This window comes from Bacillus sp. FSL R5-0286 (assembly GCF_038593245.1).
GTDB lineage: Bacteria > Bacillota > Bacilli > Bacillales > Bacillaceae > Bacillus > Bacillus altitudinis.
The window spans coordinates 1,444,229-1,469,997 of record NZ_CP151977.1 but is presented as its reverse complement, the minus strand read 5'-3'; the positions used below and the strand labels follow the sequence as shown (position 1 = coordinate 1,469,997).

At 41.4% G+C, this 25,769-nt stretch carries 30 protein-coding genes; 5 read left to right on the top strand and 25 right to left on the bottom strand.

Going from position 1 to position 25,769, the window contains the following annotated elements; translation table 11 throughout:
* Positions 1–63: 63 nt before the first annotated feature.
* The 6 genes from NST24_RS07470 to NST24_RS07445 all read right to left on the bottom strand — a co-directional run bounded on the left by NST24_RS07470 (position 64) and on the right by NST24_RS07445 (position 6,743).
* Positions 64–2,214, bottom strand: coding sequence for a penicillin-binding protein (locus NST24_RS07470; RefSeq protein WP_024720306.1), 2,151 nt, complete (start codon positions 2,212–2,214; stop codon positions 64–66).
* A 7-nt stretch (positions 2,215–2,221) separates the two neighbouring features.
* Complete coding sequence (ftsL, locus tag NST24_RS07465) at positions 2,222–2,569, bottom strand: cell division protein FtsL (RefSeq protein ID WP_342462498.1); 348 nt, start codon at positions 2,567–2,569, stop codon at positions 2,222–2,224.
* Positions 2,570–2,605: 36 nt separating this feature from the next.
* Positions 2,606–3,538 carry a 16S rRNA (cytosine(1402)-N(4))-methyltransferase RsmH gene (gene rsmH / locus NST24_RS07460; RefSeq protein WP_125588912.1) on the bottom strand — a complete coding sequence of 311 codons (933 nt, stop codon included), beginning with the start codon at positions 3,536–3,538 and terminating at the stop codon, positions 2,606–2,608.
* Between the two features lie 66 nt (positions 3,539–3,604).
* The gene (mraZ, locus tag NST24_RS07455; protein WP_003211163.1) at positions 3,605–4,036 is read right to left on the bottom strand and encodes a division/cell wall cluster transcriptional repressor MraZ; all 432 of its coding nucleotides are present in this window, start codon (positions 4,034–4,036) and stop codon (positions 3,605–3,607) included.
* Between the two features lie 128 nt (positions 4,037–4,164).
* Positions 4,165–5,784, bottom strand: coding sequence for a bacillithiol biosynthesis cysteine-adding enzyme BshC (gene bshC, locus NST24_RS07450; protein WP_058337376.1), 1,620 nt, complete (start codon positions 5,782–5,784; stop codon positions 4,165–4,167).
* A gap of 65 nt (positions 5,785–5,849) precedes the next feature.
* Positions 5,850–6,743 carry a 2-dehydropantoate 2-reductase gene (locus NST24_RS07445; protein ID WP_342462497.1) on the bottom strand — a complete coding sequence of 298 codons (894 nt, stop codon included), beginning with the start codon at positions 6,741–6,743 and terminating at the stop codon, positions 5,850–5,852.
* A 210-nt stretch (positions 6,744–6,953) separates the two neighbouring features.
* On the opposite strand from NST24_RS07445, the gene NST24_RS07440 reads away from it, so the two are divergent.
* A complete protein-coding gene (locus tag NST24_RS07440; protein ID WP_007499784.1) occupies positions 6,954–7,433 on the top strand; it encodes an N-acetyltransferase in 480 nt (159 codons plus the stop codon).
* A gap of 53 nt (positions 7,434–7,486) precedes the next feature.
* Here NST24_RS07440 and gerR read toward each other — a convergent pair whose 3' ends face one another.
* From gerR to NST24_RS07425, 3 genes are all read right to left on the bottom strand, one after another.
* Entirely contained in the window at positions 7,487–8,026 is a 540-nt protein-coding gene (gene gerR, locus NST24_RS07435; RefSeq protein ID WP_017359370.1) for a sporulation-specific transcriptional regulator GerR, read from the bottom strand.
* Between the two features lie 138 nt (positions 8,027–8,164).
* On the bottom strand, positions 8,165–8,338 hold the full coding sequence (gene rpmF, locus NST24_RS07430) for a 50S ribosomal protein L32 (RefSeq protein WP_008354700.1): 174 nt from the start codon (positions 8,336–8,338) through the stop codon (positions 8,165–8,167).
* 21 nt (positions 8,339–8,359) lie between these two features.
* Positions 8,360–8,878 carry a DUF177 domain-containing protein gene (locus NST24_RS07425; RefSeq protein ID WP_045034234.1) on the bottom strand — a complete coding sequence of 173 codons (519 nt, stop codon included), beginning with the start codon at positions 8,876–8,878 and terminating at the stop codon, positions 8,360–8,362.
* Between the two features lie 26 nt (positions 8,879–8,904).
* Here NST24_RS07425 and NST24_RS07420 point away from each other — a divergent pair, with 26 nt between their 5' ends.
* Positions 8,905–10,332, top strand: a complete 1,428-nt coding sequence (locus tag NST24_RS07420) for a nucleotidyltransferase (RefSeq protein ID WP_342462496.1) — start codon at positions 8,905–8,907, stop codon at positions 10,330–10,332.
* Positions 10,333–10,461: 129 nt separating this feature from the next.
* Complete coding sequence (locus tag NST24_RS07415; protein WP_096880954.1) at positions 10,462–11,814, top strand: IS1182 family transposase; 1,353 nt, start codon at positions 10,462–10,464, stop codon at positions 11,812–11,814.
* Positions 11,815–11,936: 122 nt separating this feature from the next.
* Here NST24_RS07415 and NST24_RS07410 read toward each other — a convergent pair whose 3' ends face one another.
* Together NST24_RS07410 and NST24_RS07405 are read right to left on the bottom strand one after the other, a co-directional pair.
* On the bottom strand, positions 11,937–12,965 hold the full coding sequence (locus NST24_RS07410; protein ID WP_017359372.1) for a SepM family pheromone-processing serine protease: 1,029 nt from the start codon (positions 12,963–12,965) through the stop codon (positions 11,937–11,939).
* Between the two features lie 4 nt (positions 12,966–12,969).
* Complete coding sequence (locus NST24_RS07405; RefSeq protein WP_017367186.1) at positions 12,970–13,749, bottom strand: patatin-like phospholipase family protein; 780 nt, start codon at positions 13,747–13,749, stop codon at positions 12,970–12,972.
* A gap of 156 nt (positions 13,750–13,905) precedes the next feature.
* On the opposite strand from NST24_RS07405, the gene ylbJ reads away from it, so the two are divergent.
* Positions 13,906–15,114 (top strand): sporulation integral membrane protein YlbJ, encoded by a 1,209-nt coding sequence (gene ylbJ, locus NST24_RS07400; protein WP_342462495.1) that lies wholly within the window; start codon positions 13,906–13,908, stop codon positions 15,112–15,114.
* Positions 15,115–15,127: 13 nt separating this feature from the next.
* Here ylbJ and coaD read toward each other — a convergent pair whose 3' ends face one another.
* The 9 genes from coaD to NST24_RS07355 form a co-directional block, all read right to left on the bottom strand.
* The gene (gene coaD / locus NST24_RS07395; protein ID WP_041507346.1) at positions 15,128–15,610 is read right to left on the bottom strand and encodes a pantetheine-phosphate adenylyltransferase; all 483 of its coding nucleotides are present in this window, start codon (positions 15,608–15,610) and stop codon (positions 15,128–15,130) included.
* A gap of 3 nt (positions 15,611–15,613) precedes the next feature.
* A complete protein-coding gene (gene rsmD, locus NST24_RS07390) occupies positions 15,614–16,171 on the bottom strand; it encodes a 16S rRNA (guanine(966)-N(2))-methyltransferase RsmD (protein ID WP_007499805.1) in 558 nt (185 codons plus the stop codon).
* 312 nt (positions 16,172–16,483) lie between these two features.
* Complete coding sequence (locus NST24_RS07385) at positions 16,484–16,756, bottom strand: YlbG family protein (protein ID WP_008345023.1); 273 nt, start codon at positions 16,754–16,756, stop codon at positions 16,484–16,486.
* Positions 16,757–16,821: 65 nt separating this feature from the next.
* Positions 16,822–17,271 carry a YlbF family regulator gene (locus NST24_RS07380; protein ID WP_007499807.1) on the bottom strand — a complete coding sequence of 150 codons (450 nt, stop codon included), beginning with the start codon at positions 17,269–17,271 and terminating at the stop codon, positions 16,822–16,824.
* A 57-nt stretch (positions 17,272–17,328) separates the two neighbouring features.
* Positions 17,329–17,736 (bottom strand): hypothetical protein, encoded by a 408-nt coding sequence (locus NST24_RS07375; RefSeq protein WP_007499810.1) that lies wholly within the window; start codon positions 17,734–17,736, stop codon positions 17,329–17,331.
* Positions 17,737–17,809: 73 nt separating this feature from the next.
* On the bottom strand, positions 17,810–18,058 hold the full coding sequence (locus NST24_RS07370; protein ID WP_017359376.1) for a YlbE-like family protein: 249 nt from the start codon (positions 18,056–18,058) through the stop codon (positions 17,810–17,812).
* A gap of 19 nt (positions 18,059–18,077) precedes the next feature.
* Positions 18,078–18,491, bottom strand: coding sequence for a YlbD family protein (locus NST24_RS07365; RefSeq protein ID WP_024720298.1), 414 nt, complete (start codon positions 18,489–18,491; stop codon positions 18,078–18,080).
* Positions 18,492–18,600: 109 nt separating this feature from the next.
* Positions 18,601–19,644 carry a CAP domain-containing protein gene (locus NST24_RS07360; RefSeq protein WP_008345031.1) on the bottom strand — a complete coding sequence of 348 codons (1,044 nt, stop codon included), beginning with the start codon at positions 19,642–19,644 and terminating at the stop codon, positions 18,601–18,603.
* A 122-nt stretch (positions 19,645–19,766) separates the two neighbouring features.
* A complete protein-coding gene (locus NST24_RS07355) occupies positions 19,767–20,189 on the bottom strand; it encodes a CBS domain-containing protein (RefSeq protein ID WP_045034299.1) in 423 nt (140 codons plus the stop codon).
* Between the two features lie 161 nt (positions 20,190–20,350).
* Between NST24_RS07355 and NST24_RS07350 the strand changes: the two genes are divergently transcribed.
* Entirely contained in the window at positions 20,351–20,716 is a 366-nt protein-coding gene (locus NST24_RS07350; protein WP_342462494.1) for a YugN family protein, read from the top strand.
* A gap of 31 nt (positions 20,717–20,747) precedes the next feature.
* Here NST24_RS07350 and ctaG read toward each other — a convergent pair whose 3' ends face one another.
* The 5 genes from ctaG to coxB all read right to left on the bottom strand — a co-directional run bounded on the left by ctaG (position 20,748) and on the right by coxB (position 25,736).
* A complete protein-coding gene (gene ctaG, locus NST24_RS07345) occupies positions 20,748–21,626 on the bottom strand; it encodes a cytochrome c oxidase assembly factor CtaG (RefSeq protein ID WP_326111703.1) in 879 nt (292 codons plus the stop codon).
* A gap of 30 nt (positions 21,627–21,656) precedes the next feature.
* The gene (gene ctaF, locus NST24_RS07340; protein ID WP_003211520.1) at positions 21,657–21,986 is read right to left on the bottom strand and encodes a cytochrome c oxidase subunit IVB; all 330 of its coding nucleotides are present in this window, start codon (positions 21,984–21,986) and stop codon (positions 21,657–21,659) included.
* Between the two features lie 2 nt (positions 21,987–21,988).
* Entirely contained in the window at positions 21,989–22,612 is a 624-nt protein-coding gene (gene ctaE / locus NST24_RS07335) for a cytochrome c oxidase subunit III (RefSeq protein ID WP_089374148.1), read from the bottom strand.
* Positions 22,609–24,480, bottom strand: a complete 1,872-nt coding sequence (gene ctaD / locus NST24_RS07330) for a cytochrome c oxidase subunit I (RefSeq protein ID WP_007499823.1) — start codon at positions 24,478–24,480, stop codon at positions 22,609–22,611. Before ctaD ends, ctaE begins: the two co-directional genes overlap by 4 nt.
* Positions 24,481–24,668: 188 nt before the next feature.
* A complete protein-coding gene (gene coxB / locus NST24_RS07325) occupies positions 24,669–25,736 on the bottom strand; it encodes a cytochrome c oxidase subunit II (RefSeq protein ID WP_342462493.1) in 1,068 nt (355 codons plus the stop codon).
* Positions 25,737–25,769 lie beyond the last annotated feature (33 nt).

The following is a 25,769-nucleotide window of genomic DNA, read 5'->3' as shown; positions in this document are numbered from 1 at the left end:
CGATCTCGTCCATCGCTCAAGCAAAAGAAAAAAACCTAGCAAATGATTTGCTAGGTTTTCAAGTTAATTTGGACTTTTGAAGGTCACTGTGACGACTTTATCTGAAATCTCCGCTCCACTTTTCACGCTTTGTTTGACAGCATATCCCTGTCCATTTGTTTCAATATGCACACCTGAAATAGACGCATATTGAAGAACTTCCCTTCTGGACCAGCCTGTCATATCAGGCATTTTAATGGTTTTCCCTGCTGTTTTCAAAAAGACTTTCTGGCTTTCAGAGAATTCAGAGCCCGCATTTGGCCATTGGCGTTTAATGGATAGACCGTCACCAATGACAACAGGTGATAACTTTTTGTTTTTTGCTTCTGTTTCTGCCTGTTTCACTTCTAAATCTAGGAATGACGGCATTGTTTCTTGTTTTATTTTCTGTTTGCCAGATTTTTTATCGTCTGTTTTTGTTGGTGCGATATTTAAATAGAGCAAACTATTTTTCATCACAGGGTTAAAGATTTCTGAAACAGGGGCTGAGCCTGTTTGTGTTTCAGATAGCTGAGGCTGTTGGACAGCCACATAAACGAGCAGCTTCGGATCATCTTTTGGTGCCATTCCCATAAATGAAAAGACGTAATCGTTTCTCCCTTGAAGGTAGCCGCCAGCACCGCCAATTTGTCCTGTACCCGTTTTCCCAGCGACATCAAAACCTTTGATTTGATATGGCTGTCCTGTGCCAATTTTTGAGGAAACGACCTCACCTAAAATGTCACGGACTTGCTTCGCTGTATCAGAAGAAATTGGTTTTCCTGCTACTGTTGGTTCGTGCTGTAAAATTGTTTTGTTTGTGTTCGGATCTGTAATATGATCGATTACATATGGCTTCATCATCGTTCCACCGTTTGCAATGGCTGTCGCCGCTTCAATTTGCTGAATTGGGGTAATCGCGGACGCCTGACCATAAGCAGTCGATGCTTTGTCATATTCGTATCTGAAATTGATTTTACTAGACGCTTCGTTTGGCAAGTCTATGCCTGTTTTGTCATAGAAATGGAATTTTTGCAAGTATTGTTCGTAGCGTGTGAAACCTAATTTTTCTTTTGCCAATTTCGCAAAAGCTACGTTTGAAGAACGTAGAACACCTTCATGAAAATCAATTTTTCCCCAGCCATTTCCGTTGTTATGGTCTCTTACAAGACCGCCGCCTACTTTATAAGTACCAGACTGATACTTGTCACTGCCTTGGTACACTCCTTCTTGGATAGCAGCAGCAAGTGTGAAAATTTTCATCGTTGAACCTGGTTCAAATGCGTAAGAAATGACATCGTTGTTATAATTCGTAATGTCGAGTTCATTTAAATTAAAGCTTGGCCGCTGTCCCATTGCAAGAACTCTTCCAGTTTTCGGATCAACGACTGTCGCAATGATTTTCTTCGGCTTATATTTTTTAGCGACCTGCGTCATACTTTCTTCAAGAAATGCTTGAATTTTTTGGTCGATGGTCAGTGTGACGTTTTTCCCGTCTTTCGGGGCAACGATGTCTTCTTTACTATTCGGAAGTGCCCATCCGCTTCTGTCGCTGTTATACGTTACATAGCCATCTTTTTCTTTTAAATATTTATTCAGAGCCTTTTCTAGACCCATTGCGCCTGACATGTCCTTGGTGGCTTCATCTAATCTAGCATAACCGATTAAGTTCGAAGCAAACATGCCGTTTGGATAATACCTCTTTGTATCTTTTTCAAAGGCGATCCCAGGAAGTTTTAGCTTTTCAATTTTTTCCTTAGTTGAAAAACTAATATCCTTTCCGGCTTTACCAAACTCGACTTGGAACGCATCTTTTGTATTCAGACGCTTTAAAATTTCACTCTCACTCATATCAATGACTTTTGACAGCTCTTTTGCTGTCTTTTCTTTGTCAACGACATGCATCGGATGCTTTGGATCGACCGTCATTTTCTTGCTCATGATCGCAATCAGTTTATACACAGATGTATCTTCCGCAATCACATTTCCGTTTCTGTCTAAAATGGACCCTCTTTTGGCTTCAAGTGTTTTTTTCGATTGATATTGTTCATTGGCTTTTGCAGCTAACACTTGTCCATCGACGGTTCCCGTAATCTGAATATAAATAAAACGTGCAAGGATGATAAAGAAAAACAGGGCGAAGCAAATACTCGCAATTGCCGCGCCTCTGTTCATCATTTTATTCTTTTTAGGCATCGCCATGTTAATCGACCTTCTTAACATCTTTCGACATTCTTAAGCCTGCTTTTTTAGCGGCTTCAATGATTCTCTCTGGTTCACTTAGTAAATCTTTTTGCTTTTGCAGTTCAGTGATCTTTTTCGATTCTAAAGACACTTGCTGTTCTAGCTTCTGCACTTCGATATTTGCGTGATAAACAGCAAAGGCTTTCGAAATGATGAGGATCGAGCTGCACATGAGAGCCATGACAAACATGACAAGTAAGATTTTTTCACCAAGTGTAATAGAACCTCTTCTTCTAATCACAACCGATTGACCTTGTTGCTCGGTTTGATGTTGCTTTACTTCTCTTTGGTAAGCCAAATTACTCATAAGAAACCTCCTTTTTATCATCATCTATGGTGTCGTTTACTTTTTTTCTGCAATTCGGAGCTTCGCTGAACGGGCACGGTTGTTATATTCCAGCTCTTGTTCTGATGCAACGATTGGTTTTCTCGTGATCAGCTTCAGTTTTGGTTCAAGTCCTTCTGGAATCACTGGCAGTCCGTGCGGAAGTTCTGGAAGAGAAGACATTTCTTTAAATGTACTTTTACAAATCCGATCTTCAAGTGAATGGAATGTAATGACAGAAATTCTCCCCTTCGGATTGAGTAACTCTATTGCTTGTTCTAGTGCTTCTTCAAATACTTTCAATTCATCATTTACGGCAATTCGGATCGCTTGAAATACTCTTTTCGCTGGATGTCCGCCTTTTCGTCTTGCAGGTGCGGGAATTCCTTCTTTAATAATGTCGACAAGCTCTCCTGTTGTTTCAATTGGCGCTTTTTTTCTAGCTTCTTCAATTTTGCGTGCGATTTGCTTGCTGAACTTTTCTTCCCCATATTTGTAGAAAATCCGAACTAGATCTTCAAATGGCCATTCATTCACCACTTGTTTTGCCGACAATGCGGCTGTTTGATCCATTCGCATGTCAAGAGGTGCATCATGGTGATAACTAAAGCCTCTCTCTGGTGTGTCAAGCTGAGGTGATGAAACCCCAAGGTCAAAAATCACACCGTCTACGCTTGTAATACCTTGTTCATTCAGACGTTCTTTTAAATATCGGAAGTTGCTTTTTATGAAAAGAATGTTCGCTTTAGAATCCGCGAGCTTCTCTCGTGCATGATCCAGTGCAGCATCGTCTTGGTCAAACCCAATTAATGTACCTTTTTCTGATAATTGAGATAGTAAATATGAGCTATGACCTGCGCCGCCTAGCGTGCAGTCCACATATGTACCGTCTTCTTTGACGTTTAAACCGTCAACTGTTTCTTTTAATAATACTGTCTCATGTTGAAACATGATGATATGGTCCCACCTTTTTCAAATAGAAATGAATGTGTAGAAAGCTTGCTGCACAAGGGATTATTATATATCAAATCCAATCATGTTTTCAGCAATTTCAGCAAAAGAATCTTCTTGCTCTTCTGTATATTGTTCCCAGATCGACTTACTCCACAACTCAATTCGATTTGAAACGCCGATGACCACACATTCTTTTTCGAGTTTTGCATATTGGAGTAGGTTGGATGCGATGTTAATGCGCCCCTGCTTGTCCAGATCACATTCAACTGCGCCGGAGAAGAAGAACCGGGTAAACGCACGTGCATCTTTTTTCGTTAGCGGCAGTGCTTTGAGTTTCTCTTCAATTAGTTTCCACTCACTCATAGGGTAGCCAAATAAACATTGATCAAGCCCTCTCGTCAGCACAAACTGTTCTCCGAGACCGTCTCTAAATTTAGCAGGGATGATCATGCGCCCTTTTGTATCAATCGTATGTTGGTATTCACCCATGAACATGATCATCAGAGCCCCACTTTCTCACCTATACTCTCCACTATCCACCACTTCTCTCCACAAAACTTATTTTACACTGTTTCTACATAAAAAAAAACCCTGAACTAGTCAGGGTTCATTAAAACTTTATTTCAAAGTTTGACAATTTGTTGCTTGTTTTGAAATGAAAATGGCAGATTTTTGAACGTTTTGAAGAATTCTGGACCATATTTGTTTAAAAAGTACATGATATTCCAAATTCTTTCTTGTGGTGCTTCGAGTGGTTTTAAACTATTTTCAATCCGTTCAAAATCTCGAAGGATGTATCCTTCCTTCTCTTCCACACGCTTTGCAACCTTTTGATAAACAAATTGAAGCTGGTCTTCTATAAATTTGGCATTTTTATCTAATAGCTGTTCAAAGCTTGGTTCGATCTCTAGCGCTTCTTGTCTCATGGCCTCGTGAACATTCGCTAATTCACGTTTGGCATGTTGAACCGATTGAACGAAGCTGTCTGGAAGACTTTGCTGAAAGTGCGCATCCTTCTTTTCTTTCACGCCTTTTGTCAGCACTTCTTCAACTGACAATTCTCTTATCGGCAGCTTCTTATCAATATGCCTTTCAAGAATGGTGACGTGCAATCTTGGAAGAACGGGTGCCATTTTGACATCGAAGTACTCGAAGATGCCTTTCAGCTCACCCCAATAGTTCACTTCACCGTGTCCAGCCATAAAAGCAAGCGTTGGAAGAAGGGTTTCCTGCATCAATGGACGGGTCACCACATTATTGCTAAACCGCTCTGGGTGCTCCTCGACTTCCTGCAAAAGCTCATCTTTTGTCCAAGTAAGCCCCACTTCAGATATAGAAAATTGGCCATTCTCTTGTTCAATGAGGAAACGCTCATCATCATATTCGTAAAACAAGTTGGCTTGATGGTCACCAGCTTCAATAATCGGCTGATACCCCGCTTGTTCCATGGCAGCCTGCGTGTTATTTAAGTGAGCCACGATCGCATCACTCGACTCCACAATTTGCTTGAATAACGTACGTTCAAGTGGCTTCACGCCGAAGTCTCCTGAATTCAATAACAGCAGTCCATCTTCTTCAAATAGATCGCAAACAATCCACTCAAAGAAATCAGTAAACGTTTCTGATTTGCGTAAACATCGAAGAAGCTGATCAAACAAGTCATTTGTGTAAGCAGATTCCTCATAGGTTGAAAATACATCACGAAGCCATCTCTCTGTTTTCTCTTGGTGGAGAGGTGTTCTTTTCGCAGCTGTTTTTTTCACATGATGTAATGGAAGCTTTTGTTTGACTGGGCCTTTTTCGCCAGACGTGTACACAAAGTTAATTTCGTCTACGTCGTGATCTTCACCCGCTACCCAAAAGACCGGAATAACAGGAACGCCAAGCTCTGATTCTTTTTCTTTGGCAAACTGAATAATGGAAATGATTTTATGTATGGTATAAAGCGGACCTGTTAAGAGGCCTGCCTGCTGTCCTCCAACCACCATGACGCTCCGTTCATCACGGATCTTCTCAATATTCTCACGCATGGCAGCCGAATCAAATTTTGCATGATATGCGCTCATATAATCCGCTAAAGCCTCGCGCGGGAAGCTCCTTTCCATGAGATCGTCGTATCTCTTTTTCCATGTGTGCTCAGAATGTATATCATAATCAAAAAAAGCAGTCATCTCTTTTTTTTCTTCTATATAATCACGTATGAATAAATTCTGACTTCGGATGGAAAGTTCAGTCAATTGCATGTTTAGAACTTCCTTTCTTCAATAAATAGTTAGTTTCCCGAAAAAAGTATAGCATGTAAATGAGCTCACTCAAAAGATTTTGTTTGCTTTTTTTCCAATACTTCCAAGCTTCTATTCAAGAAAGTGAGGAATGGCGGCGTCATCCCTTGACCTTGAGCTTTTTTTAAAAGGTAGCCAATGATTGCTTTTCTTTCAGTTTGGCGGCCTTTGACGATATCTTGCAGCATCGACGATTGATTGGCAGCCGTTTGATGGCAAATTGATTTCACATGAGCCCATAGACGATCTTTCTCAAGCAACCCTAGAATGGAAGCCGCTTCTTCAAATGCACATGTCATCATATGTTCATATGACGGGTTCGATACCAATTCCCCATTATTCACATGTAATAAAGCCGTCAACGGATTAATACACACATTGACGAGCAGCTTTTCTTCCAGTACTTTCTTCCATTCATCTGTATAAACCATTTGAAAATCGCACGTTGATAGTTCACTACCCATAGGTTCTTTTTCCTCATGCAGAAATGCTCCCCACTTGATGACACCAATTCCTGTATGGTTTACTGCGCGATCAGACACCTTCATTGCGCCATGCTCTACTACACCAATATATAACTGATGTGCCGTTTTCCAGTTCTTTAAATCGACGAGGTGGGCCATTCCGTTCTGCAAAAATAAGATCCGATGACGAGGCAGTCCCGATAATTCCCCTAGAACATCTTGCAGATGATGATACTTCACTGTCACAATCAGCAAATCAAATATTCCTTTGACCCCCGTATCGGCCCCAACAGCTGATTGAATGGTTTCCCCTCTTACCATTCGTTCAATGCCTAATGCTCGAATTTCTTCTGCCTGCTGTTTCCTTCTTGTAAAGACGGTGATATCATGATGTTCTGATAAATAACTGGCACAAAGCAGACCAATCGCACCACCGCCAATGATTCCAATTTTCAATTGCCGCACTTCCCTTTTTCTGTTTACTTCATGTTATCAACTATTTTACCAGTTTCGTGCTACGATGCAAAAAGCAGATAATGCGCTATGATTGAATTTTTTTAATTAAAAAACTATAATAATAAGTGTAAAAACTTTTTTAGGCGGATGGGATGAAAACGCCTTCAATGACATCACTGTCGACATTATGTGTGTAAGGGGGAAGATCACATGACACAAGTAAAACGTCTTCTGATTAACTACAAAACATTAGAGGAATTTAAACAATTTAAGGAATATGGCATACAAGAACTTTCCATGCTTGAAGACCTAGAAAGTAATATGATTGAAAATGACAGCAACTCTCCATTTTATGGGATTTACTTTGGAGATAAGCTTGTGGCACGTATGAGCCTCTATCAAGTAGATGGCTCGACGACGACGTATTTTGACCATAATCATGATTATCTAGAGCTGTGGAAGCTAGAAGTGTTGCCAGGATATCAACGTAAAGGATACGGCGAAGCACTTGTTGATTTCGCAAAATCTTTTGGCCTTCCAATTCGAACGAATCCACGCGTCAAATCCGCCGGTTTTTGGGATAAAATGGGCTTTGAAGCGGTGAAATATGATATGGAACGCGATAAAGGAGAAAACCCACTCATTTGGGAGCCTGCACATATTCAAAAGAACACAGGTGAGTCCGCTTAATCATTTTAATCATTAAGAAAACGCCCCTCTTTCCATCTATGAGGGGCGTTTTCTTATTTTGCGTAATCTTTTAAGCTGATATTCTGTTTGACTCTTTCAACAATACCAATAAGTGCCCGGTAATCTTCTTCTGTCATTTTTAATTGACGTTTCAGCTGTTCATTTTCTTCGGTGAGTGATTTTAATTGATGCTGTGCATCTTTAAGCTCCTCCCGTAAATAAGCTGGACCAGATGGTTCTTTCTCAAGCTGCTCTAGAAACCGAATTACTTCTCGAAGCGTCAGTTCAGTCTGATCAGAAGATGCCTTCTCTTCTATGGTGAACGCATGCTGCGGTAAACCCGAAGAATGGATACCAATTTTTTTACGCAGTTCTTTTCGCTGTTTTTTGGCAAGCTCAATGCCTGCCTGGTACTGCTTTCTGACGTAAGAATTCCACCTGAATCCACATGCTGCTGCTGTTCTTGACAATGCTTTTCCAACCTCTTCAAATGCTGAAAGCTGGGTACCCCCATCTCGGATATGCCTTAAAACAACTTCTGCTAAAAGTAAATCTTCATCTTGTGTCCATGCGTCCTGCCGTGTAATCGTCAACTCATCATCCCCCCTGAATCTGAATACCACATCATATGCGCTTACTAGAGTAGATAGACTATTTGCAGGAGAGAAACCTAAAAAATAGATCAATAAAAAAACGCAAGGGAAGATTCCCTCACGTTTTTTTATCAAGCATTAGTTGCTTTTTACGTCTTTGCCTTTGTATGTTCCGCAAGATTTGCAGACACGATGAGAAATTTTCATTTCACCGCATTCTGGGCAAGCTACCATACCAGGTACTTGTAGTTTGAAATGCGTACGACGCAATCTTTTTTTCATTTTAGAAGTTCTTCTAAAAGGTACAGCCATTATTCCCACCTCCTTAAAGAGTTAAGATTCATTATTTTCTTCTAAGAGCTTTTTCAAGCCTTCTAGACGAGGGTCAATTCGGTTTTGATGTGCATCTTCCGAAATGACCGCCCAGTCATTCCCTTCCTGTGGTGCAGCACCTTTTACGTCAGCTTGGTCGCAAAAGATTTGCATGGGCACTTCAAGAAGAATTTCTTCCTTGACTATAGGCGTTAAGTCGATGATATCGTCTTCTACAATAGAAACGTCTTCATCTTCTATGTCGTCTGTCTTATGAAGTACAAATAGTTCTTTTGTTGAAATCGCAAATGGATAATTTACATCAACAAGCGTTCTTGAACAAGGCAATGTCATTTCACCTGTGATGGTTAAATCAAATGCGACTTGCTTTGATTCGATCACTCCAGTCCCTTTCACCTCTACTGGTGAAATGCGACGTATATCTGAATGAAGGCTAGTAAGTTCATTTAAGTCAACCGTCTCATGAAAATCGAAGCTGTTTTTAGCTTTTTGATGTAACTGATAAACTGTCCATTTCAATTGTATCACCTCTAAGAGCAACAAACATGATTATAGCTTTCATCATGCTATTTGTCAATATTTTTTCTTTACAGTCCTTCATGATGTCAAAGGGCTGTTTGACATCAGTTCTCGGAATGCCTACACTGAAAAAAATGGTCTTCTTTTTTCCCTTATGCTACTGTAGCACAGACCATTTAACCATAGCAAGAAAGGCGGAACATCTATTGAAAGCAGTGGGAGTCGTTGTCGAGTACAATCCATTTCATTATGGGCATGCCTATCATGTGAATCAGGCGAAAAAACAAACCTCCTCAGATGTTGCCATTGCCGTCATGAGCGGTTCTTTCCTCCAGCGCGGGGAGCCTGCCATCGTCTCAAAATGGGCACGTACAAAAATGGCACTGCAAAACGGCGTAGACATTGTGTGTGAGCTTCCATACATATATGCCGTACAAAAGGCAGAAACCTTCGCCAATGGCGCTGTGTCCATCCTAGATGCATTAAAATGCCATTCTCTTTTTTTCGGCAGTGAAGATGGAGAGATCAACGCATTTGAGCGCACAGCACACGCTTGGCATGAAAAAAAGGCAGAGATTGATCTTTTAACAAAAGAAAAGGTGAAAGAAGGTCTTAGTTATCCCACAGCAGCAGCAGGTGCGTTTCAAGAAGCCATTCATTCTGAACACTTACTGGATTTGTCCAAACCAAATAACATTTTAGGCTTTCATTATGTTAAAGCCATCTTAGAGAGAGCTCCTCACATGCAGCCTTTTACGTCTCAAAGAATTGCATCTGATTATCATGATGAAGAACTGCCTGACACCCAAAAAATCGCAAGCGCCACAAGTATCCGAAAAGCTTTAAAAGAACAGAGCTCATTTCAAGCAGTCAAGCCCTACCTCCCAGACGCTACTTTAAAGCAATTACACGACTATCATTCTTCATATGGTCTTTTACATACGCAAGAAGCCTATTTTCGCTTTCTGAAACACGTTTTTCATACAATGGATACGAGTGAACTAGAGGGCATCTATGAAATTGAAGAAGGCATTGAACACCGCATGCAAAAAGCCATAACACATGCGTCTTCCTACGAGGAGTATCTATCACTTGTCAAAACAAAACGATATACGTGGACAAGGTTACAGCGGATGAATACGCATCTATTAATGAACGTGAAGAAAAAGACGATGCACGAGCTGCTTGAAGAGAAAAAAGCGCCCTATATTCGTTTACTTGGAATGACAAGGAAAGGACAACAGTACTTGTCTCTTGTAAAAAAAGAGTTGGATGTACCACTTGTGAGTAAACTGTCTTCCTTTTCACATCCCGCCCTTGATCTTGATATTCGCGCTTCAAGGGTGTTCAGCCTTCCCATCTGTGAACCCATGCAAACAGAGTTAACAAAAGCAGAGTTTAAAACATCACCGATTCGATATGATGAAGAGAGCGGACTCTTTTCATCTCGATAGAAAAAAGCAGCCTGATTGCAGGCTGCTCAGGCTGTCGAGAAAATCTCGACAGCTTTATTTTTTTCCTTAAAATTTACATCTCCTCATTTTATAATAGAGAAAAGCCCACTAAAGGAAGGTGTTTTTCTCATGTTCCACACTAGAAATTCTTCTCAGCACGAAGCTGAATTTGTATTGCTAGATCAACTGGTCGAAGAGGATCACCTGCTTCGTAAAATTGATCAGTACATTGATTTTTCATTTATCGTAGATAAAGTAAGACCGTATTATAGCGAGAATAAAGGTCGTCCTTCTCTTGATCCACTTATTTTGTTCAAAATGATGTTTATCGGATACCTGTACGGTATCCGTTCTGAAAGACAACTTGAAAAAGAAATTTACTATAACATGGCGTATAGATGGTTTTTAGGTTTGAACATCAATGATCCCGTTCCTCATCACTCGACCATTAGCTGGAATCGTCGTACTCGATTCAAAGATACAACGATTTTTCAAGACATTTTCGACGAGATTGTGCTTCAAGCTATCAATCATGATATGGTAGGAGGCCGCGTTCTTTTTACTGATTCAACTCATCTTAAAGCCAATGCCAATAAACATAAATATATGAGAAAAACGATTGAACAAGATACCCAGAACTATATAAATGATTTAGAAGAAGCGATCCAAGAAGATCGGGTGGCACACGGAAAAAAGCCCTTAAAGGTAAAAGAGGAGGTGAAAACGGAAAAAGACATTCGTCAAAGTACGACTGATCCTGAAAGTGGCTATCTTTATCGTGAAAACAAACCGGAAGGCTTTTTCTACCTAGACCACCGTACAACGGATATGAAGTACAATATCATCACGGATGCCCACATCACGCCCGGTAATGTCCATGATTCTGTTCCGTATCTTGATCGGTTGGATCACCAAATCGCACGATTTGGTTTTCAAGTAGAAGCTGTTGCCCTTGATTCTGGTTATTTGACGACCCCAATCTGTAAAGGTTTATCAGATCGCCGTATTTTTGGTGTCATCGCACATAGACGCTTTCATCCAACAAGAGGTTTATTTGAGAAGTGGAAATTCAAGTATGACTCTGAACATGATCATTACATATGCCCAAATGGTGAGAAGCTATTATATACAACAACTGATCGAAAGGGTTATCGATTCTACAAATCAGATCCTAAAAAATGTGCATCGTGTTCTTTCCTTGAAAGATGCACAAGGTCGAAAAATCATCAAAAAGTCATCTCAAGACACATATGGGAAGAACATAAAGAAAAGATCAGACAAAATCGTCTATCTGTCTCTGGAAAAGAGCTATATAAAAAAAGAAAAGAAAAAATAGAGCGAAGCTTTGCAGATTCAAAACAACTGCACGGGCTTCGCTACTGCCGGTTGAGGGGAAAACAAAATGTGAGTGAGCAAGTTCTTCTCACAGCTGCCTGTCAGAACATGAAGAAGATTGCCACACATCTAGCGAAGCTAGGTTAGGTGTGTGGGAGGCCTTTTTCAATCAATCTCATCCATCATCATTACGATGAAAATAAAAAAGATTGTAGAAAAACATGAGTTTCTCTACAATCTGAGCAGCCTGATTGCAGGCTGCTCTTTTTTTATGATGCTTTCTCTTTTAATTTGTTTAAATAGTTTAGTGCGTCCTGCATGGTATCCACAGGAACGATTTTCATATCACTTTTAATATCTTTTGCTGTTTTGACTGCATTTTTGTAGTCAGAGTTTGGGTCACCTTTATCATTCGGTGCAAAGAAGATGTCTTTCCCTGCTTTGTCTGCTGCAACAACCTTTTGATCAATTCCGCCAATCGGTCCGACTGTACCATCTGCATCAATCGTTCCAGTTCCTGCGATCGCATAGCCATGTGTTTCATCTTCTTTTGTCAGCTGATTGTAAATTTCAAGTGACATCATTAAACCAGCCGATGGACCGCCGATGTTTTCAATATCCACTTTCACAGAAGGAGACACTTTCACATGACGGTCTGTAAATAGTGATACGCCAATTCCCACTCGTTTTGGCTCTTCTTTAAATGGTTTCAACGTCACGTTCTGCGTGATTTCTTTGCCATTACGTTCAAGTACAAAACGGACAGTCGTGCCTGCTTTTTTACTGCTGATATACGAAACCATTTTATCTGCTGACTCATATGTATGGCCGTCGACGCTTTTGATCTTATCGCCAACTTCAATCTTCCCATATGCAGGCATTCCTTTCATCACATAGCTCGCATATACGCCATTAAACGTATAATCTACTTTTTTCCCTGCTTTTGTATAAGCGGCAATCATCGCATTTTCTTGAGAACTTTTCATGAGCTGCAGCTGCCGTTTCATATAATCCTCATCAGACTCTCCGTCCGCTTTAATATTTTCTTCTGGAACAATTTCGTCATACTTGTTCATTTTTGCAAGCAAATACGTATATGGATTGGCTGGACCTACTTTAATGGTCATAAGAGAAAAGCTGCCCTTCTCGCCATATCCTCCGTCTACTTGAATGTGTGGCGCAATTTCTGTTGCATCACCTGGCTTTGTGACGTAATAGGGCAGTTTCACAAAAGTTAAGCCAAATAAGACTAGAACAACAGCAAAAAAGCTGAGCCAGCGAATATTTAATTTTTTCATTCGATTAACACTCCCATTTATCAATGACATCTTTCAGTTTTCCTTTTAGTTGGTCGGCGGCGAGTTCACCTGCTTCAATCATTTCTTGAACCTGTGTAAACGCACTAGAGCTAAAGGTCTCGAGCTTCGGCCGAATCATGAGATCTGCATGAATGGTTTGATGACGAACCAATTCATTTTGAAGGATGTCCAAACTTTGCATAATGACATCCGATAATCTCGTTGCCTTTTCTGTTTTTTTCACCCTTGATACATCAGAGGCGATAATGAGATCTGCCCCCATTTCTTTGAGAACAGAGACAGGAATGCGGTCCACTACCGCTCCATCCACCAATTGCCTGCCGCCTATTTCATGCGGAACAAACACACCCGGAATGCTAATGCTCGCCCTGACTGCTTGTGAGACAGACCCTTCTTTGAACACAACCTTCTCCCCTGTCTGAAGGTCACAGGCGACAATCGCAAGAGGCACGCGCATTTCTTCAATATTCTTCCCATATGTAAACGTGTGAATCAGCTGCAAAATTCGATTTCCTTTTAACAGACCGATTTTTGGCAGTGTATAGTCAGCATAATACTTTCTTCTGAAGACAAGTGCAAGTTTTTTCATTTTTTCTACGTCTTGTCCTGCCGCATAAAAGCTCCCCACAAGAGCACCAATACTGCTTCCTGCAATCATATCTACCTGAATTCCTTGTTTCTCAAGACTAGATAAAACCCCGATATGCGCCATCCCTCTGGCACCCCCGGAGCCCAACGCAAGCCCGATAATCGGTCGTTTCATGAATCCACCCTCCTCTTTCTATGCATATATACGAATCTATAGGTCTAAACATGCCCCTTCTCATCGTATAGTAATAGAAGACAGGCTCGGCTAGCATCTCTTTTTCTTTAATCACGAGCTCGCCAATAGATTATAACGGCAAGGGGCGACATCTCCATGAAAAAATGGAACACTCTGTTCATCGCTGCTTTTTTTATCTTTTTAACAGCCACTGTGATTACACATCCACAAGCCTCTTTGCAAGCATCGAAAAATGGACTTGCAATGTGGTGGGAAGTGGTTTTTCCATCGCTGCTACCTTTTTTTATTTTGTCCGAGCTATTAATCAGTTTCGGGATTGTCAGATTTGTCGGCGTATTATTAGAGCCATTTATGCGGCCTATCTTTCGGGTGCCTGGTGTCGGCGGATTTGTACTAGCGATGGGAATGGCCTCTGGTTTTCCTTCTGGCGCTAAATTGACGACAAGACTTCGGCAGGAAGGACAGCTGACAAGAATTGAAGCAGAACGCCTTGTGTCGTTTACCAATTCTTCAAACCCTTTGTTCATTTTTGGAGCAGTGGCTGTAGGATTTTTTCATCACCCAGCTTTAGGCATTGTGTTAGCCTGTGCACATTATTTAGGAAATCTCGCGGTTGGGGTGACGATGCGCGGATATAAAGCACGTCATGATGCGCACCTCAGAAGCCGAAAAGGATTTTTAATGCCTCCAATTCGAGAAGCATTCAGCGCTCTTCATATGGCAAGACTCGCAGAAAAAAGACCACTTGGCCAAATATTAAGTGACGCTGTCATGTCATCTGTTCAAACGCTCTTTATGATTGGCGGCTTTATCATTTTATTTTCTGTCTTTAGTAAAATGCTCGCTGTTGTGCATGTAACAGATCTTCTCTCGATCGGGATCGGCTCTATACTGAAAACGATGCACCTTCCGCCGGAATTAGATCTAGCCATGATTGCGGGTCTATTTGAAATCACATTAGGAAGTCAGCTCACAGGGTCACAAGAGGTTTCCCTGCTCGCTAAAACAATTGTGGTCAGCTTTATTTTAGGATTTAGCGGATTCTCCGTTCAAGCTCAGGTAGCTGGCATTTTGGCAGCAACCGATATACGCTTTAAACCGTTTTTCTTCGCCCGTTTACTTCACGGTATTTACGCAGCCGTCTTTGCCTTTTTGTTATTCAAACCCCTTTATGTCTCTAAAGCAGACATGGCGCTTCCAGCAGGGGCATTTGAAACAAGCGAGCAAGTCGTGATGTTTAGCAGCGTGTTATGGAATCAGCTTGTATCTGCTGGTCCTCTCATCACCTTGTTCAGTCTGATCGTGTATATTGCGCTCTATTATCAGAAATTAAAAAAGGGATGAGTGCACAATGCACTCATCCCTTAAATTTTTCTTTCAGCGCAGCTTCGACCTCTTGCGGTACAAGCTCTTTGACTGATCCATGATATTTCGCTACTTCTTTAACAATGCTTGAACTTAAGAAGGAGTATTGATTATTCGTCATCATAAAGAACGTTTCAATGTCATCATTCAACACTTTGTTCATTGATGTCCCTTGCATTTCGTATTCAAAGTCCGTCACCGCTCTAAGTCCGCGTAAAATGACTTTCGCCTCTTTTTGTTTCGCATAATCAACGAGCAGTCCATGAAAGGATTCCACTTTGATATTTGGTAGCTCCTTTGTTGCTTGACGAATGAGTTCACATCGCTCTTCAACAGTAAACAACGGCTTTTTTGACGAGTTATTGAGGACGCACACATATACTTCATCAAAAATCTTTGCCCCTCTTTTGATAATATCCAAATGGCCCAATGTGACTGGATCGAAGCTACCCGGACAAACGGCTATATTCCCCATGCTTTAATTTCCCCGCTTTCTATAGATCGTAATGCCAGTCATTCCGTACATTTCCTGCCTTGAGATATGCAGCTGTCCTGCTTCCTCTGGCAGTGTCACATCTTTATCATGCTCACACACAATGACGCCATCATCTGCTAATAAGGAATGCTCATCAATCGTATCAAGAAGTGCTTTCAACTTTTGATCTTTATACGGCGGATCAAGGAAGATGGCTTGAAAAGATTCTTCTCGCTTCACTACAGCGGCGAGTGCACGGTTTGCATCATTTCGAAACACTTCACTTTGATCCATCAGCGACAATTGATTCAAGTTGCCTTTAATCGTCTGAATCGCCTTCATATCTCGATCCACAAATATACAATGATCGAATCCTCTAGAAAGCGCTTCAATACCTAAACCACCACTTCCAGCAAATAAATCAAGGGCCCATCCCCCATCAAAATACGGTCCAATCATATTAAAAATGGATTCTTTTACTTTATCTGTTGTTGGTCTTGTTGATTGGCCGGGTACGGCTTTTAGCGTGCGGCCTTTTTTTGTTCCAGAAATCACTCTCATTTTTCCACCACTTTTTCTGCTTGCATCTATTGAATATTGTTTGATGACAAAAAATTCAACATTATCTTACCATATCCACTCCACATGGGACAATGCACTGAATTCCATTCATTTTCTATGTATAGATCACAAAAGAGAGGGTCATACTACTGTTAACAGCATCTGATGTGGTGCTGTTGCCAACCGCGGAGAAGACTTACGTTTCCCCATAAGTTCTTCCTCCGGTTTCTCCTCTCCCTTTGCCTTCTCCTTAATGAATCATTAAGAATAGAAGGACCCCGCGGGTGATGCCGCGGGGATTTTTTTGTGTCTTTAAAAGCCCACCTTATAATCATACTCTTTTGCTTTGTCCAATTTCGATTCGTACTCTAATTTAATAAAAGGTTTATAGGAAGGCTCAACACGTTTTACAAATGGCAATGAACTGAGCTTTGCCATGTGGCGCTCAAGATCATTCATATCACAATAAATCACTGCATATTTCATTTTCCTTGAAATATAGTGAACATTCCCAAATTTCCTTAGCGCTTTTGACTGCTTTAACGAATGCAGCCAAACGACCATCCCTTGACGTTTGGTATCCATCTTTTCACCTGCCGCTTTTCAATTCTTTCCGTTCATTATGTAAAAGACGAGACGTTCAAGTCTCGTCAAGATACTTTACAGCCACAGCTGCCTCCTGATCCACAGCCACCGCCGCATGATGATAGACCATCAAAATATGGGTTCCCTGTTGGAACTTTAATATATGCTGATACAGCTTGACCGATTTCAATACTAATCTCATCTAAGATGGATTGAATCGCTGTTTCTGCTTTTTTGAAATCAACCACTGTATCGTGAAGATCTAGCTTTCTTTTGACCTCACGCATTTCTTTTGAGATCGTTCTATAGTCCGGATGGTATTTGCCGAACCGCTGCACATCTTCATATTGCTCTTTTACTTTTGTAAAATGGGCAATAATTTGTTGGGCTTCTTCGTCTTGCTGGAGACGCTTAAAGCAGTTGCGGTAATGTTCAGCCTCCTCCGACTGAAGAATCATGGCAGCCAATTGATTTGCTTCCTCTTGGAGCTCCACAGATTCGATTGTCGCATACATAAATGTTGCACCTCCAATTCATAGTTTACCACGAAACCTATGGATCAGAAAATGCTTTTACGTGACAAATACATCCCACGTCTCTCTTTTCTGCTTATATTCAGGGTGACGAGAATTGAGCACAACGGTCATTTTATGCTTTCCTTTTGAAAGGTGCTTGACCACAAACGCCGCAGTATACTCATTGCCTGCCCGTTTCCCGTCTACATACACAGTAAAATACCCAGCCTTCTTATCCTTTTTTAGGGGTGAAGGTTCAAGGTGAAAATCTTGAAGTGTACTTTCTATATACACAACAGATCCCTGCACTTTGTATTTTAAAAAGCCTTGCTGCTTCATTTCACTTTGCGTCTGCTGCATGACTGGTACTGCTGGTTCTTGCCTAGTTACTTGCTCTTGATCATGTTGACTTTGACATCCGGTGAGAAGAAAAAGCAATGCGCATATTGACAGCATCCATTTCATGTTCTGATTCTCCTTTCGTCTACTTTCATAGGATGCTCATGAAATAGACATCTTAATCAACTCAAAAAAAGCCTCACCCGGCTCCATTTTGATTGCGCATTGCTTGGAACATCTGGATCATCATTTCAGCCATTTGGACACTATTGCTCAACTGGCTCACACGATGAGGAATGGTTTTTTCGTAAAAGTTCATTTTATCTAATTCAAACGAAGTGACATTTTCAGGATGCCGCGTTAACTGTCTATACCAGAGTGGGCGCTGCCTGATGAATTTGATTCGATCCTCTTCGGCCATGACAAACTCTTGTACTTCTCTCCGCACCAAAAGCATCCCCTTTCAATTAATCTTTCCTGAAGGAGAATGGGTGCTGGCTGCCTCCAGATGAACCCTTCTTTGAGCCATTTGATGAAAATTGACCGAGTAAGCTTTGTAAAGAGGAAATAGACTGGCTCATTTTATTAATCTGTTCATTCATTTGATCAGCGTCCATTTTTTTCACTGCAGAAACCATTTTAGACATAAAATCTGCTTTTCCCGGTTCACTTTGCTTAGCGGCTTTTTCTTCTTTTGCTTCTTCCGTTTGTGTTTGCCGGTAAGGAGACCACATGTCATCTTCCTCACCAAACATGACCCAATTCTCGTATAAACTTTGCCAGCTTTTTTCTTGCGTCTGCACTTCTTGAATTAATTTCGGATGGCGTCTGACGAACTGTTTAAATTCATCAATGGATGTTTGCTTTTGCTTATTTGTCATATCCTCACCCCCCATACAAATGCCTACTATACTATATACATCTGGGTCTATTTTGGTGAGCCCTTTTCATAAAAAAACAGCCGCCATCTGTGCGCAGCTGTTTAGAGGATTAAGACGTTTTCTTAATGAAGTTTTGTGTATAATACTTTTCTTTCACACCAACGCCAAGGTGCGTGTAATCTTGATTTAACAATGCCTTCCGGTGACCTTCGCTATTCAGCCAACCTTCTACAGCTGCAGGGCCATCAACATAATTATACGCAATGTTTTCCCCCGCAAGCTGAAATGCGACCTCGCCTCTTTCTAACCGGTCTTTCAGCGTGCCGTATTTTTTAGATTCATGGGAGAAATAATGATGATCCTTCATGTCCTCACTATGCATGAATGCCACTTCAGAGGTTTCATCGTCCCACTTTAAGGTCGGCAGTTTGTACTTATGGCGGATAATATTGGTCATATCAAAAATTTGTTTTTGACTCGACGCTTCAATATCCTTCCACTTTTCGCCTGATATCGCCTCAGGTTCAATTAATTGACCTCGATAAACGACTTCATACGGCTTTTGTTTGACAAATGTATCTGCGTTAAAGGCTCGAATGCTCGAAAGAGTGCTTTCAAACTTATCCATGTAGAGCTGGACATACACATCATCTCCCACTTTCACCGTCGGCCTGGTATTCATATCATCTTCTGAGAATTCAAAGCGATATGAATTTCCCTCGTCCTCTACATGAATGTAAGGAGCGATTTGTGTTTTTTTAAACACTTCACTTGTGGCTTGACCGATTTTAAACGGCTCAACATTCAGCCCATCCCCTGTCGCAAACAAGGTCACCACTTTACTGTCCTTTACCCCTACTTGAATATAGTGTTTCTTCGATTGATTGTATATCCACCAGTCATAATCATATGCGGAAGGATCAATGCGATCTGGTTCCCCTAGCTGTTTAAGCACTTCGTTTGAAGACTTCCCCATAAAGGACATGAGACCTTTTTTCGGAATGTTGATCGGCTTATCGCTAGATGTTTCTTCATTAGACACCTTCGGCTCATTGCTGTTTTCTTTTTCTGGTGAAGATCCATATTGAATAAACAGAACGTACGTTCCAGATATAATCAGGAGGATGAAGAGTGTTTTCAGCACAGTTTTCAAATAAACACCTCCGTTAAATTGGCAAGGTACAAAAAGTACCTTCTACTGTCATTTAAACAAAACTTGCTCCATTTATCAACGACAATACAGCCTATTTAACACGAATTTAAAATATGCCCCTCCTAATGAAGAAATCCTTGGCCATGATCCTGGTCTTGTTGAGAGATTTCCGTCAGAGCATCACCTGCACGATCGTTTGATAAATCTTCAACTGATAAATCCCCAAGGGCTACGATTCCTGTGAGTGCCCCATTTTTGACAACCGGGATACGGCGGAGCTGATGTTCTGACATCAACCGGACAATTTCTTCTAGGGTTGCATCTTCTTCAGCTGTCAAAACTTCCTTCGTCATGAGGGCACCAACCTCTTGTGAGTTCGGCTTTTTCTCAGCAATACCTCTAAGTACAAGGTCGCGGTCTGTGACAATACCAACAAGCTGATCTCCGTCGACTACTGGAATGGCACCAATGTCAGCATCTTTCATTTTGACTGCCGCTTCATACGCATTGTCGTCCTTTTGCAACGTCACTACTTTTTTCGTCATGATATCTTTGATTTTTTTCGTTTTCACGTTGATTCCTCCATCCGTTATTTTCTTTATTACTGTAACCAGCTTATAAAAGAACATACCCTTCACAGTTGAAAGTTTAACGCTTTCATACTATGATTGTCAGTAAAGGGAATTTTTATAAGGAGGGGTTTTGGGTGAAGTTTGAAGGCACGGGGATTGAAAATGTAACAGCTGACTTAAATAAATTAGATTTCATTATGGAAAGTGAAGGATTTGTACGAGCCGATCAATGGGATTATGAGCGTGTGACGTACGACAGGAAGTATAACATGGTAGAGGGGACGTTTTACTTACGGATCTCTGGCTACGCCACTGAGGGAGATGTCGGCTCCAAAAAAGCCCACATCCAGCTGCTGACACCTTTACTTGGAAAACACTATTATCCGCATGGTGTTGAATATGGAGAAGGCGAAGATTTCCCTAAATCTCTTATTCAATCCAGCAAAAAAACACTGAACCAATTGAAAGAAAAACTAGAAGCGATAACTGCTGAAGCATAAAAAGCACAGCCCTTGCGGCTGTGCTTTTCATTTATTCATATTTCGGAATGAGCGCATCTGGTACGGCATCTTTCGCTCTTTCTTTTCTCGCCCAGTCAAAGAAGACAACAGCAAGAATCGATCCGTATACAATCTCCTGAATGATTTTCATCAAAATAGCACCTAGCTGCTGATCTTCTAGCAGCGGCAATGTATGAAACATGTCAGGTCCCGTAAGCGCAAGACCAGCAAGCATATCACTCGGTACGCATAGGTGCAGTGCTTGTATCCATGCGCCGGCATCTGAATAAGTGGCATAGATAGGCGCTTCACTAAACATAATGAGTGCGCAGGCAGGTGTCATTAAAATCCCATCTGCCATAATATATCCAAGCTTTAAAATGCCTGTAATCTGCGGCTGACTTTGCACTTTATGGACAAGCGGCCACCACATGAAAAAGGCAGCGATAAAAATGACAACCGTCATCAATGCGTGATAAAACGGATCTGTTTTGACAAAATCGAACACAAGCGGAATATGATACAGCGAAAACAACCCGTTAAATCCGAGCAAGGCAATCAACGGCTTAGAAAACAAGCGGAAAATCGGCTGAATACCCCGTGTTTGAATGATCCGCTCCCAAATCGCCGCAGGTACACCTGTAATAAGAAGGGGCGGGATGACCAAATAGAGCACTGCCATTTGCGCCATATGCGCACTGAACATAATATGCCCCATTAAATCAATCGGGCTCCCCTTCACTGCATAAAGCAACACAAGCCCCGTGAGAAACAGCGTTTTCTCTTTCACCGTCGCACGGTGCTTACCCTTCGTCACGAGAAGCAGATAAAAAGCGGCTGCTGCTACAATACATGTCAAATAGTAAGGACTCCATAATGCACGAAATCCAAATATCTCTAAGTTTTCCATTGCTGCGCCTCCTTCAAGGGCAAAGCGAGCTTACCACCAAATAATGGTCAAAAAGGCTAAAACGGTAATAAACGCGACAAACACACCTGAGTAAAGAAACAACGCGGGTGTTTCATGCCCTTTTTGGTTCATGTGCATAAAATAATAAAGCTGAAAAGCGACCTGAATCACTGCAAGCAGTAAAATAAAAGGGACAGCGAACCAATTTCCGACGTCTTCAGAGGCGATTGTTAAAAAGGCAACAAACGTTAAACCAATCATCAAGCCGAAAGAAATGAGCTGATGCTTCATTTCTTCGGCATTTTTCTTTTTCCGATAGACAAGATCGACTTTGGACTGATTTGTGTTTTTATTTCCCATTCTTATCCCACCATTCCCATTAAATATACAACGGTAAAGATGAAGACCCACACAACATCAATGAAGTGCCAATAAAGGCTTGCCACATAATATTTTGGTGCATTGTATAAATCGAGTCCGCGTCTCATATTCCGAATCATCAGAGCGGTGATCCAGCAAAGTCCAAATGCGACGTGAGCCCCGTGTGTTCCAACAAGCGTATAGAAGGAAGAGCCAAGTGCAGAGCTCGTAATGGTAAATTCATACGCATGCACATAATGATAAAACTCATAAATTTCTACCCCTAAAAATCCAGCACCTAAAAGAACGGTTACACCTAACCAAAGCTGCATTTTTTTAAAGGCAAAGTTTTTCATATGATACATAGCATACACACTCGTTAAACTGCTCGTTAACAGAAGCATTGTGGCAATAAAGACAAGTGTGAGGTCAAACATTTCAGTTGTTGTTGCACCGCCTGCATTTGAATTTTTCAGCGCCAAATAAGTGGCAAACAAAGATGCAAACAGGACCGTTTCTCCCCCAAGAAACAACCAGAACCCGACGAACTTATTCTTTCCTTCTAACGTGGCTTTCTCAGGAGAAGCCGGAAAGGTTTCCGCTGTCATTTTTTGTGGTTCCATTATGCTTTCACCCCTTTGTCATCGTCATCCGTCAAATCTTCTTTGTGAATATGGTATCCATGATCATCTTTAAGAGAGCGAACGAGCATGGTCGCAAACGTGATGCCAAGACCAATGAAGATCACCGGTAGACCCCAGCTGTGTTCTTGACGATACATAAAACCAAACGCTGACACAAATAGACCGAATGAGATAATGATAGGCAAGATGGAATTATTCGGCATGTGAATATCATCGAGCGGTTCAGATGCTGTCATTCCTTTTTTACCATCCATTTTCTCAATCCATAATGGATCAAGTCCCCGTACAAGAGGCAGCTGCTTAAAGTTATATTCTGGCGGAGGTGAAGATACTGCCCATTCAAGCGTTCTTCCATCTCCCCAAGGATCGCCCGATACACGCTCCCCTTTTGCTGTCGTCCAGATGATATTAATCAGCATGATGACAACTGCTACAAACATGAACAGTGCCCCAATCGTACTCACCAAGTTCCCAAGGTCTAGACCCTGACCTGGCAAGAATGTAAAGACTCGGCGCGGCATGCCCCAAAGACCGAGAAAATGCTGGATAAAGAACGTTAAATGGAAACCGACGAAAAACAGCACAAAGCCAATTTTCCCAAGCTTCTCATTCAGTATTTTCCCAAACATCTTCGGCCACCAATAATGCACACCTGCTAAAATACCGAAGACCACACCACCGATAATGACATAGTGGAAATGCGCCACAACGAAGTACGTGTCATGGAACTGATAATCCGCTGCTGCTGCTGCAAGCATGACGCCGGTTACACCGCCAAGTAAGAATGACGGAATGAACGCAACTGAATATAGCATCGGCGTTGTGAACTTCACATTACCTCCCCATATGGTGAGCAACCAGTTAAAAACTTTAATTCCAGTTGGCACCGCAATCGCCATTGTGGCTACGGCAAAGATCGCATTGGCAATTGGACCAAGTCCTGTTGTGAACATGTGATGCGCCCACACCATGAATCCAAGGAAACCAATTAATACAGTCGCAAACACCATGGACGAATAACCAAACAATCTTTTTCTTGCAAACACCGGAATGATCTCAGAGAAAATCCCAAATGCCGGCAAAATCAAGATATACACTTCTGGGTGTCCAAAAATCCAGAACAAATGCTCCCAGATGATTGTATTTCCGCCGAGCTCTGGATTAAAAAAGCTCGTATCAAACATTCGATCAAGCATCAGCATCGCAAGTCCTGCTGTCAGCGGCGGGAATGCGAATAAAATTAGTGCGGATGCCACAAACGTCGTCCAGGTAAAGAGCGGCATTCTCATATACGTCATACCTGGCGCTCTCATATTAATAATCGTTGCAAGAAAGTTGATTCCGGCAATTAGCGTACCAATACCTGCTATCTGCAACCCTAAAATATAGAAATCCATGCCGTGTCCTTCTGAATTCAGCGTGAGCGACGCATAGGCAGTCCAGCCTGCATCAGGTGCTCCGCCCATAAACCATCCAAGGTTTAAGAAAATACCTCCGAAAAAGAACAGCCAAAAACCAAGTGAATTCACAAATGGAAACGCTACGTCACGTGCACCGATTTGAATGGGTACAACCGCATTCATTAATGCAAATAAAAGCGGCATTGCTGCAAGGAAAATCATCGTTGTTCCATGCATCGTCATGACTTCATTGTAAAACCCTGCACTCACAAAATCATTTTCAGGGATGGCTAGCTGAATACGGATAATCATCGCTTCCAGGCCACCAATTAAAAAGAAAAATCCCCCTGCCACTAAATATAGTATGGCAATTTTTTTGTGGTCAACCGTCGTTAAGTAATCCCATAAGACAGCGCCAAACCCCCGCTTTTTAGCTATTGTACTCACCATGAAATCCCCCTCTTATCTCCCATTTGCCCCTTTTCATATCAATGTCTATCTTCACGTTCTAAAAACAGACTATATCTGACAGATGACTTATTCTTGGATGTAGAGACTTATTCGGGAGCTCTTAACAAAAACTTCACATAGATCGTATACCCTTTTGAATGTGCGCAACTTCAAGCTGCTCAAGGCATTTACTGTATTTTAAGACCTTTTAAATACTCGTAGAGTGCATCTGCTTCTGAGTCATTTAGTTTAGGGTACGTCCTTGTCATCTTATTACCTGGTTTAAAGCTCTCTGGATCTTTCAGCCATGCTTTGACATTTTCTTTGTTCATGTCTTTAATTCCAGCTACTTTTGTCCGCTCTCCGAAGGTTGCAAGGTTTGGTGCAGTCCTTGCCGCCTCTGGCCGTTCATCTCCAGGCTCTACCGCATGACAGCTTAAACAGTTTTTCTCTTTAAAGAGTTTTTCACCCTCAAGGGCTAGATCTGACGTAGATGCAGGCTTCTTATAATCTGTCATCTTTTTCGTCCAGCCTAAAAACTCATCTTGAGAAAGCGTTTTAACTTTAAAGTCCATTAAAGCATGTGATGGACCACAAAGCTCTGCACATTTCCCATAGAAATATTCTCCAGCATCTTTCGTTCGTTTTGAGTCAAACGTTAAATAAAACTTGTTCTCGTTGTCTGTATTTGTATCAATTTTACCCCCAGCTGATGGAATCCAGAATGAGTGTTTCACATCAGATGCTTTCAGCTTAAAATAAACCTTTTGATCAGTTGGAACAATCAATTCCTGACTTGTCACAATCCCATAATCAGGGTATTCAAATTCCCACCAATATAAGCTGGCTCTTACATTCACTACAAGTGTCTTTTCAGGATCTCGTTTTTTCTTATCCATGGCGCTTGTATCCCCTAGCTCAAGCGTGTATGCCACAACAGGTACAACGAGAATAATGAGTAGAAGTATCGGAATCGCTGTCCACGTAATTTCGAGGTTACGATTCCCTTCTACCTGTTTAGGAATCGTATCTTCTCCCACTTTAGAACGTTTGAATTTAATGATGACGTAAAAGAAAATGATCGATACAACAATAACGACAAGAACCATAATAAGTGTACTCAGTACCGTTAGGAAAAACTGTTTATCTGCTACTTCCCCAACTGGCTTGAGTGTTGATAAGTATGGTTCACCGCAGCCCGCCAAAACGAGCGTCAGTAAGAGAAACAGTGAATAAACACGCCATTTTCTTATCATAATTTGTCCCAACCCCTTTTGCTTGATCTCCTT

Bases quoted from the DNA above. Each gene is read 5' to 3' on its own strand.
- NST24_RS07470 (WP_024720306.1), bottom strand. From the start codon at position 2,214: ATGCCTAAAAAGAATAAAATGATGAACAGAGGCGCGGCAATTGCGAGT.
- ftsL (WP_342462498.1), bottom strand. From the start codon at position 2,569: ATGAGTAATTTGGCTTACCAAAGAGAAGTAAAGCAACATCAAACCGAG.
- rsmH (WP_125588912.1), bottom strand. From the start codon at position 3,538: ATGTTTCAACATGAGACAGTATTATTAAAAGAAACAGTTGACGGTTTA.
- mraZ (WP_003211163.1), bottom strand. From the start codon at position 4,036: ATGTTCATGGGTGAATACCAACATACGATTGATACAAAAGGGCGCATG.
- bshC (WP_058337376.1), bottom strand. From the start codon at position 5,784: ATGCAATTGACTGAACTTTCCATCCGAAGTCAGAATTTATTCATACGT.
- NST24_RS07440 (WP_007499784.1), top strand. From the start codon at position 6,954: ATGACACAAGTAAAACGTCTTCTGATTAACTACAAAACATTAGAGGAA.
- rpmF (WP_008354700.1), bottom strand. From the start codon at position 8,338: ATGGCTGTACCTTTTAGAAGAACTTCTAAAATGAAAAAAAGATTGCGT.
- NST24_RS07420 (WP_342462496.1), top strand. From the start codon at position 8,905: ATGATTATAGCTTTCATCATGCTATTTGTCAATATTTTTTCTTTACAG.
- NST24_RS07415 (WP_096880954.1), top strand. From the start codon at position 10,462: ATGTTCCACACTAGAAATTCTTCTCAGCACGAAGCTGAATTTGTATTG.
- NST24_RS07410 (WP_017359372.1), bottom strand. From the start codon at position 12,965: ATGAAAAAATTAAATATTCGCTGGCTCAGCTTTTTTGCTGTTGTTCTA.
- NST24_RS07405 (WP_017367186.1), bottom strand. From the start codon at position 13,749: ATGAAACGACCGATTATCGGGCTTGCGTTGGGCTCCGGGGGTGCCAGA.
- ylbJ (WP_342462495.1), top strand. From the start codon at position 13,906: ATGAAAAAATGGAACACTCTGTTCATCGCTGCTTTTTTTATCTTTTTA.
- coaD (WP_041507346.1), bottom strand. From the start codon at position 15,610: ATGGGGAATATAGCCGTTTGTCCGGGTAGCTTCGATCCAGTCACATTG.
- rsmD (WP_007499805.1), bottom strand. From the start codon at position 16,171: ATGAGAGTGATTTCTGGAACAAAAAAAGGCCGCACGCTAAAAGCCGTA.
- NST24_RS07385 (WP_008345023.1), bottom strand. From the start codon at position 16,756: ATGGATACCAAACGTCAAGGGATGGTCGTTTGGCTGCATTCGTTAAAG.
- NST24_RS07380 (WP_007499807.1), bottom strand. From the start codon at position 17,271: ATGTATGCGACAATCGAATCTGTGGAGCTCCAAGAGGAAGCAAATCAA.
- NST24_RS07375 (WP_007499810.1), bottom strand. From the start codon at position 17,736: ATGAAATGGATGCTGTCAATATGCGCATTGCTTTTTCTTCTCACCGGA.
- NST24_RS07365 (WP_024720298.1), bottom strand. From the start codon at position 18,491: ATGACAAATAAGCAAAAGCAAACATCCATTGATGAATTTAAACAGTTC.
- NST24_RS07355 (WP_045034299.1), bottom strand. From the start codon at position 20,189: ATGACGAAAAAAGTAGTGACGTTGCAAAAGGACGACAATGCGTATGAA.
- ctaG (WP_326111703.1), bottom strand. From the start codon at position 21,626: ATGGAAAACTTAGAGATATTTGGATTTCGTGCATTATGGAGTCCTTAC.
- ctaF (WP_003211520.1), bottom strand. From the start codon at position 21,986: ATGGGAAATAAAAACACAAATCAGTCCAAAGTCGATCTTGTCTATCGG.
- ctaD (WP_007499823.1), bottom strand. From the start codon at position 24,480: ATGGTGAGTACAATAGCTAAAAAGCGGGGGTTTGGCGCTGTCTTATGG.
- coxB (WP_342462493.1), bottom strand. From the start codon at position 25,736: ATGATAAGAAAATGGCGTGTTTATTCACTGTTTCTCTTACTGACGCTC.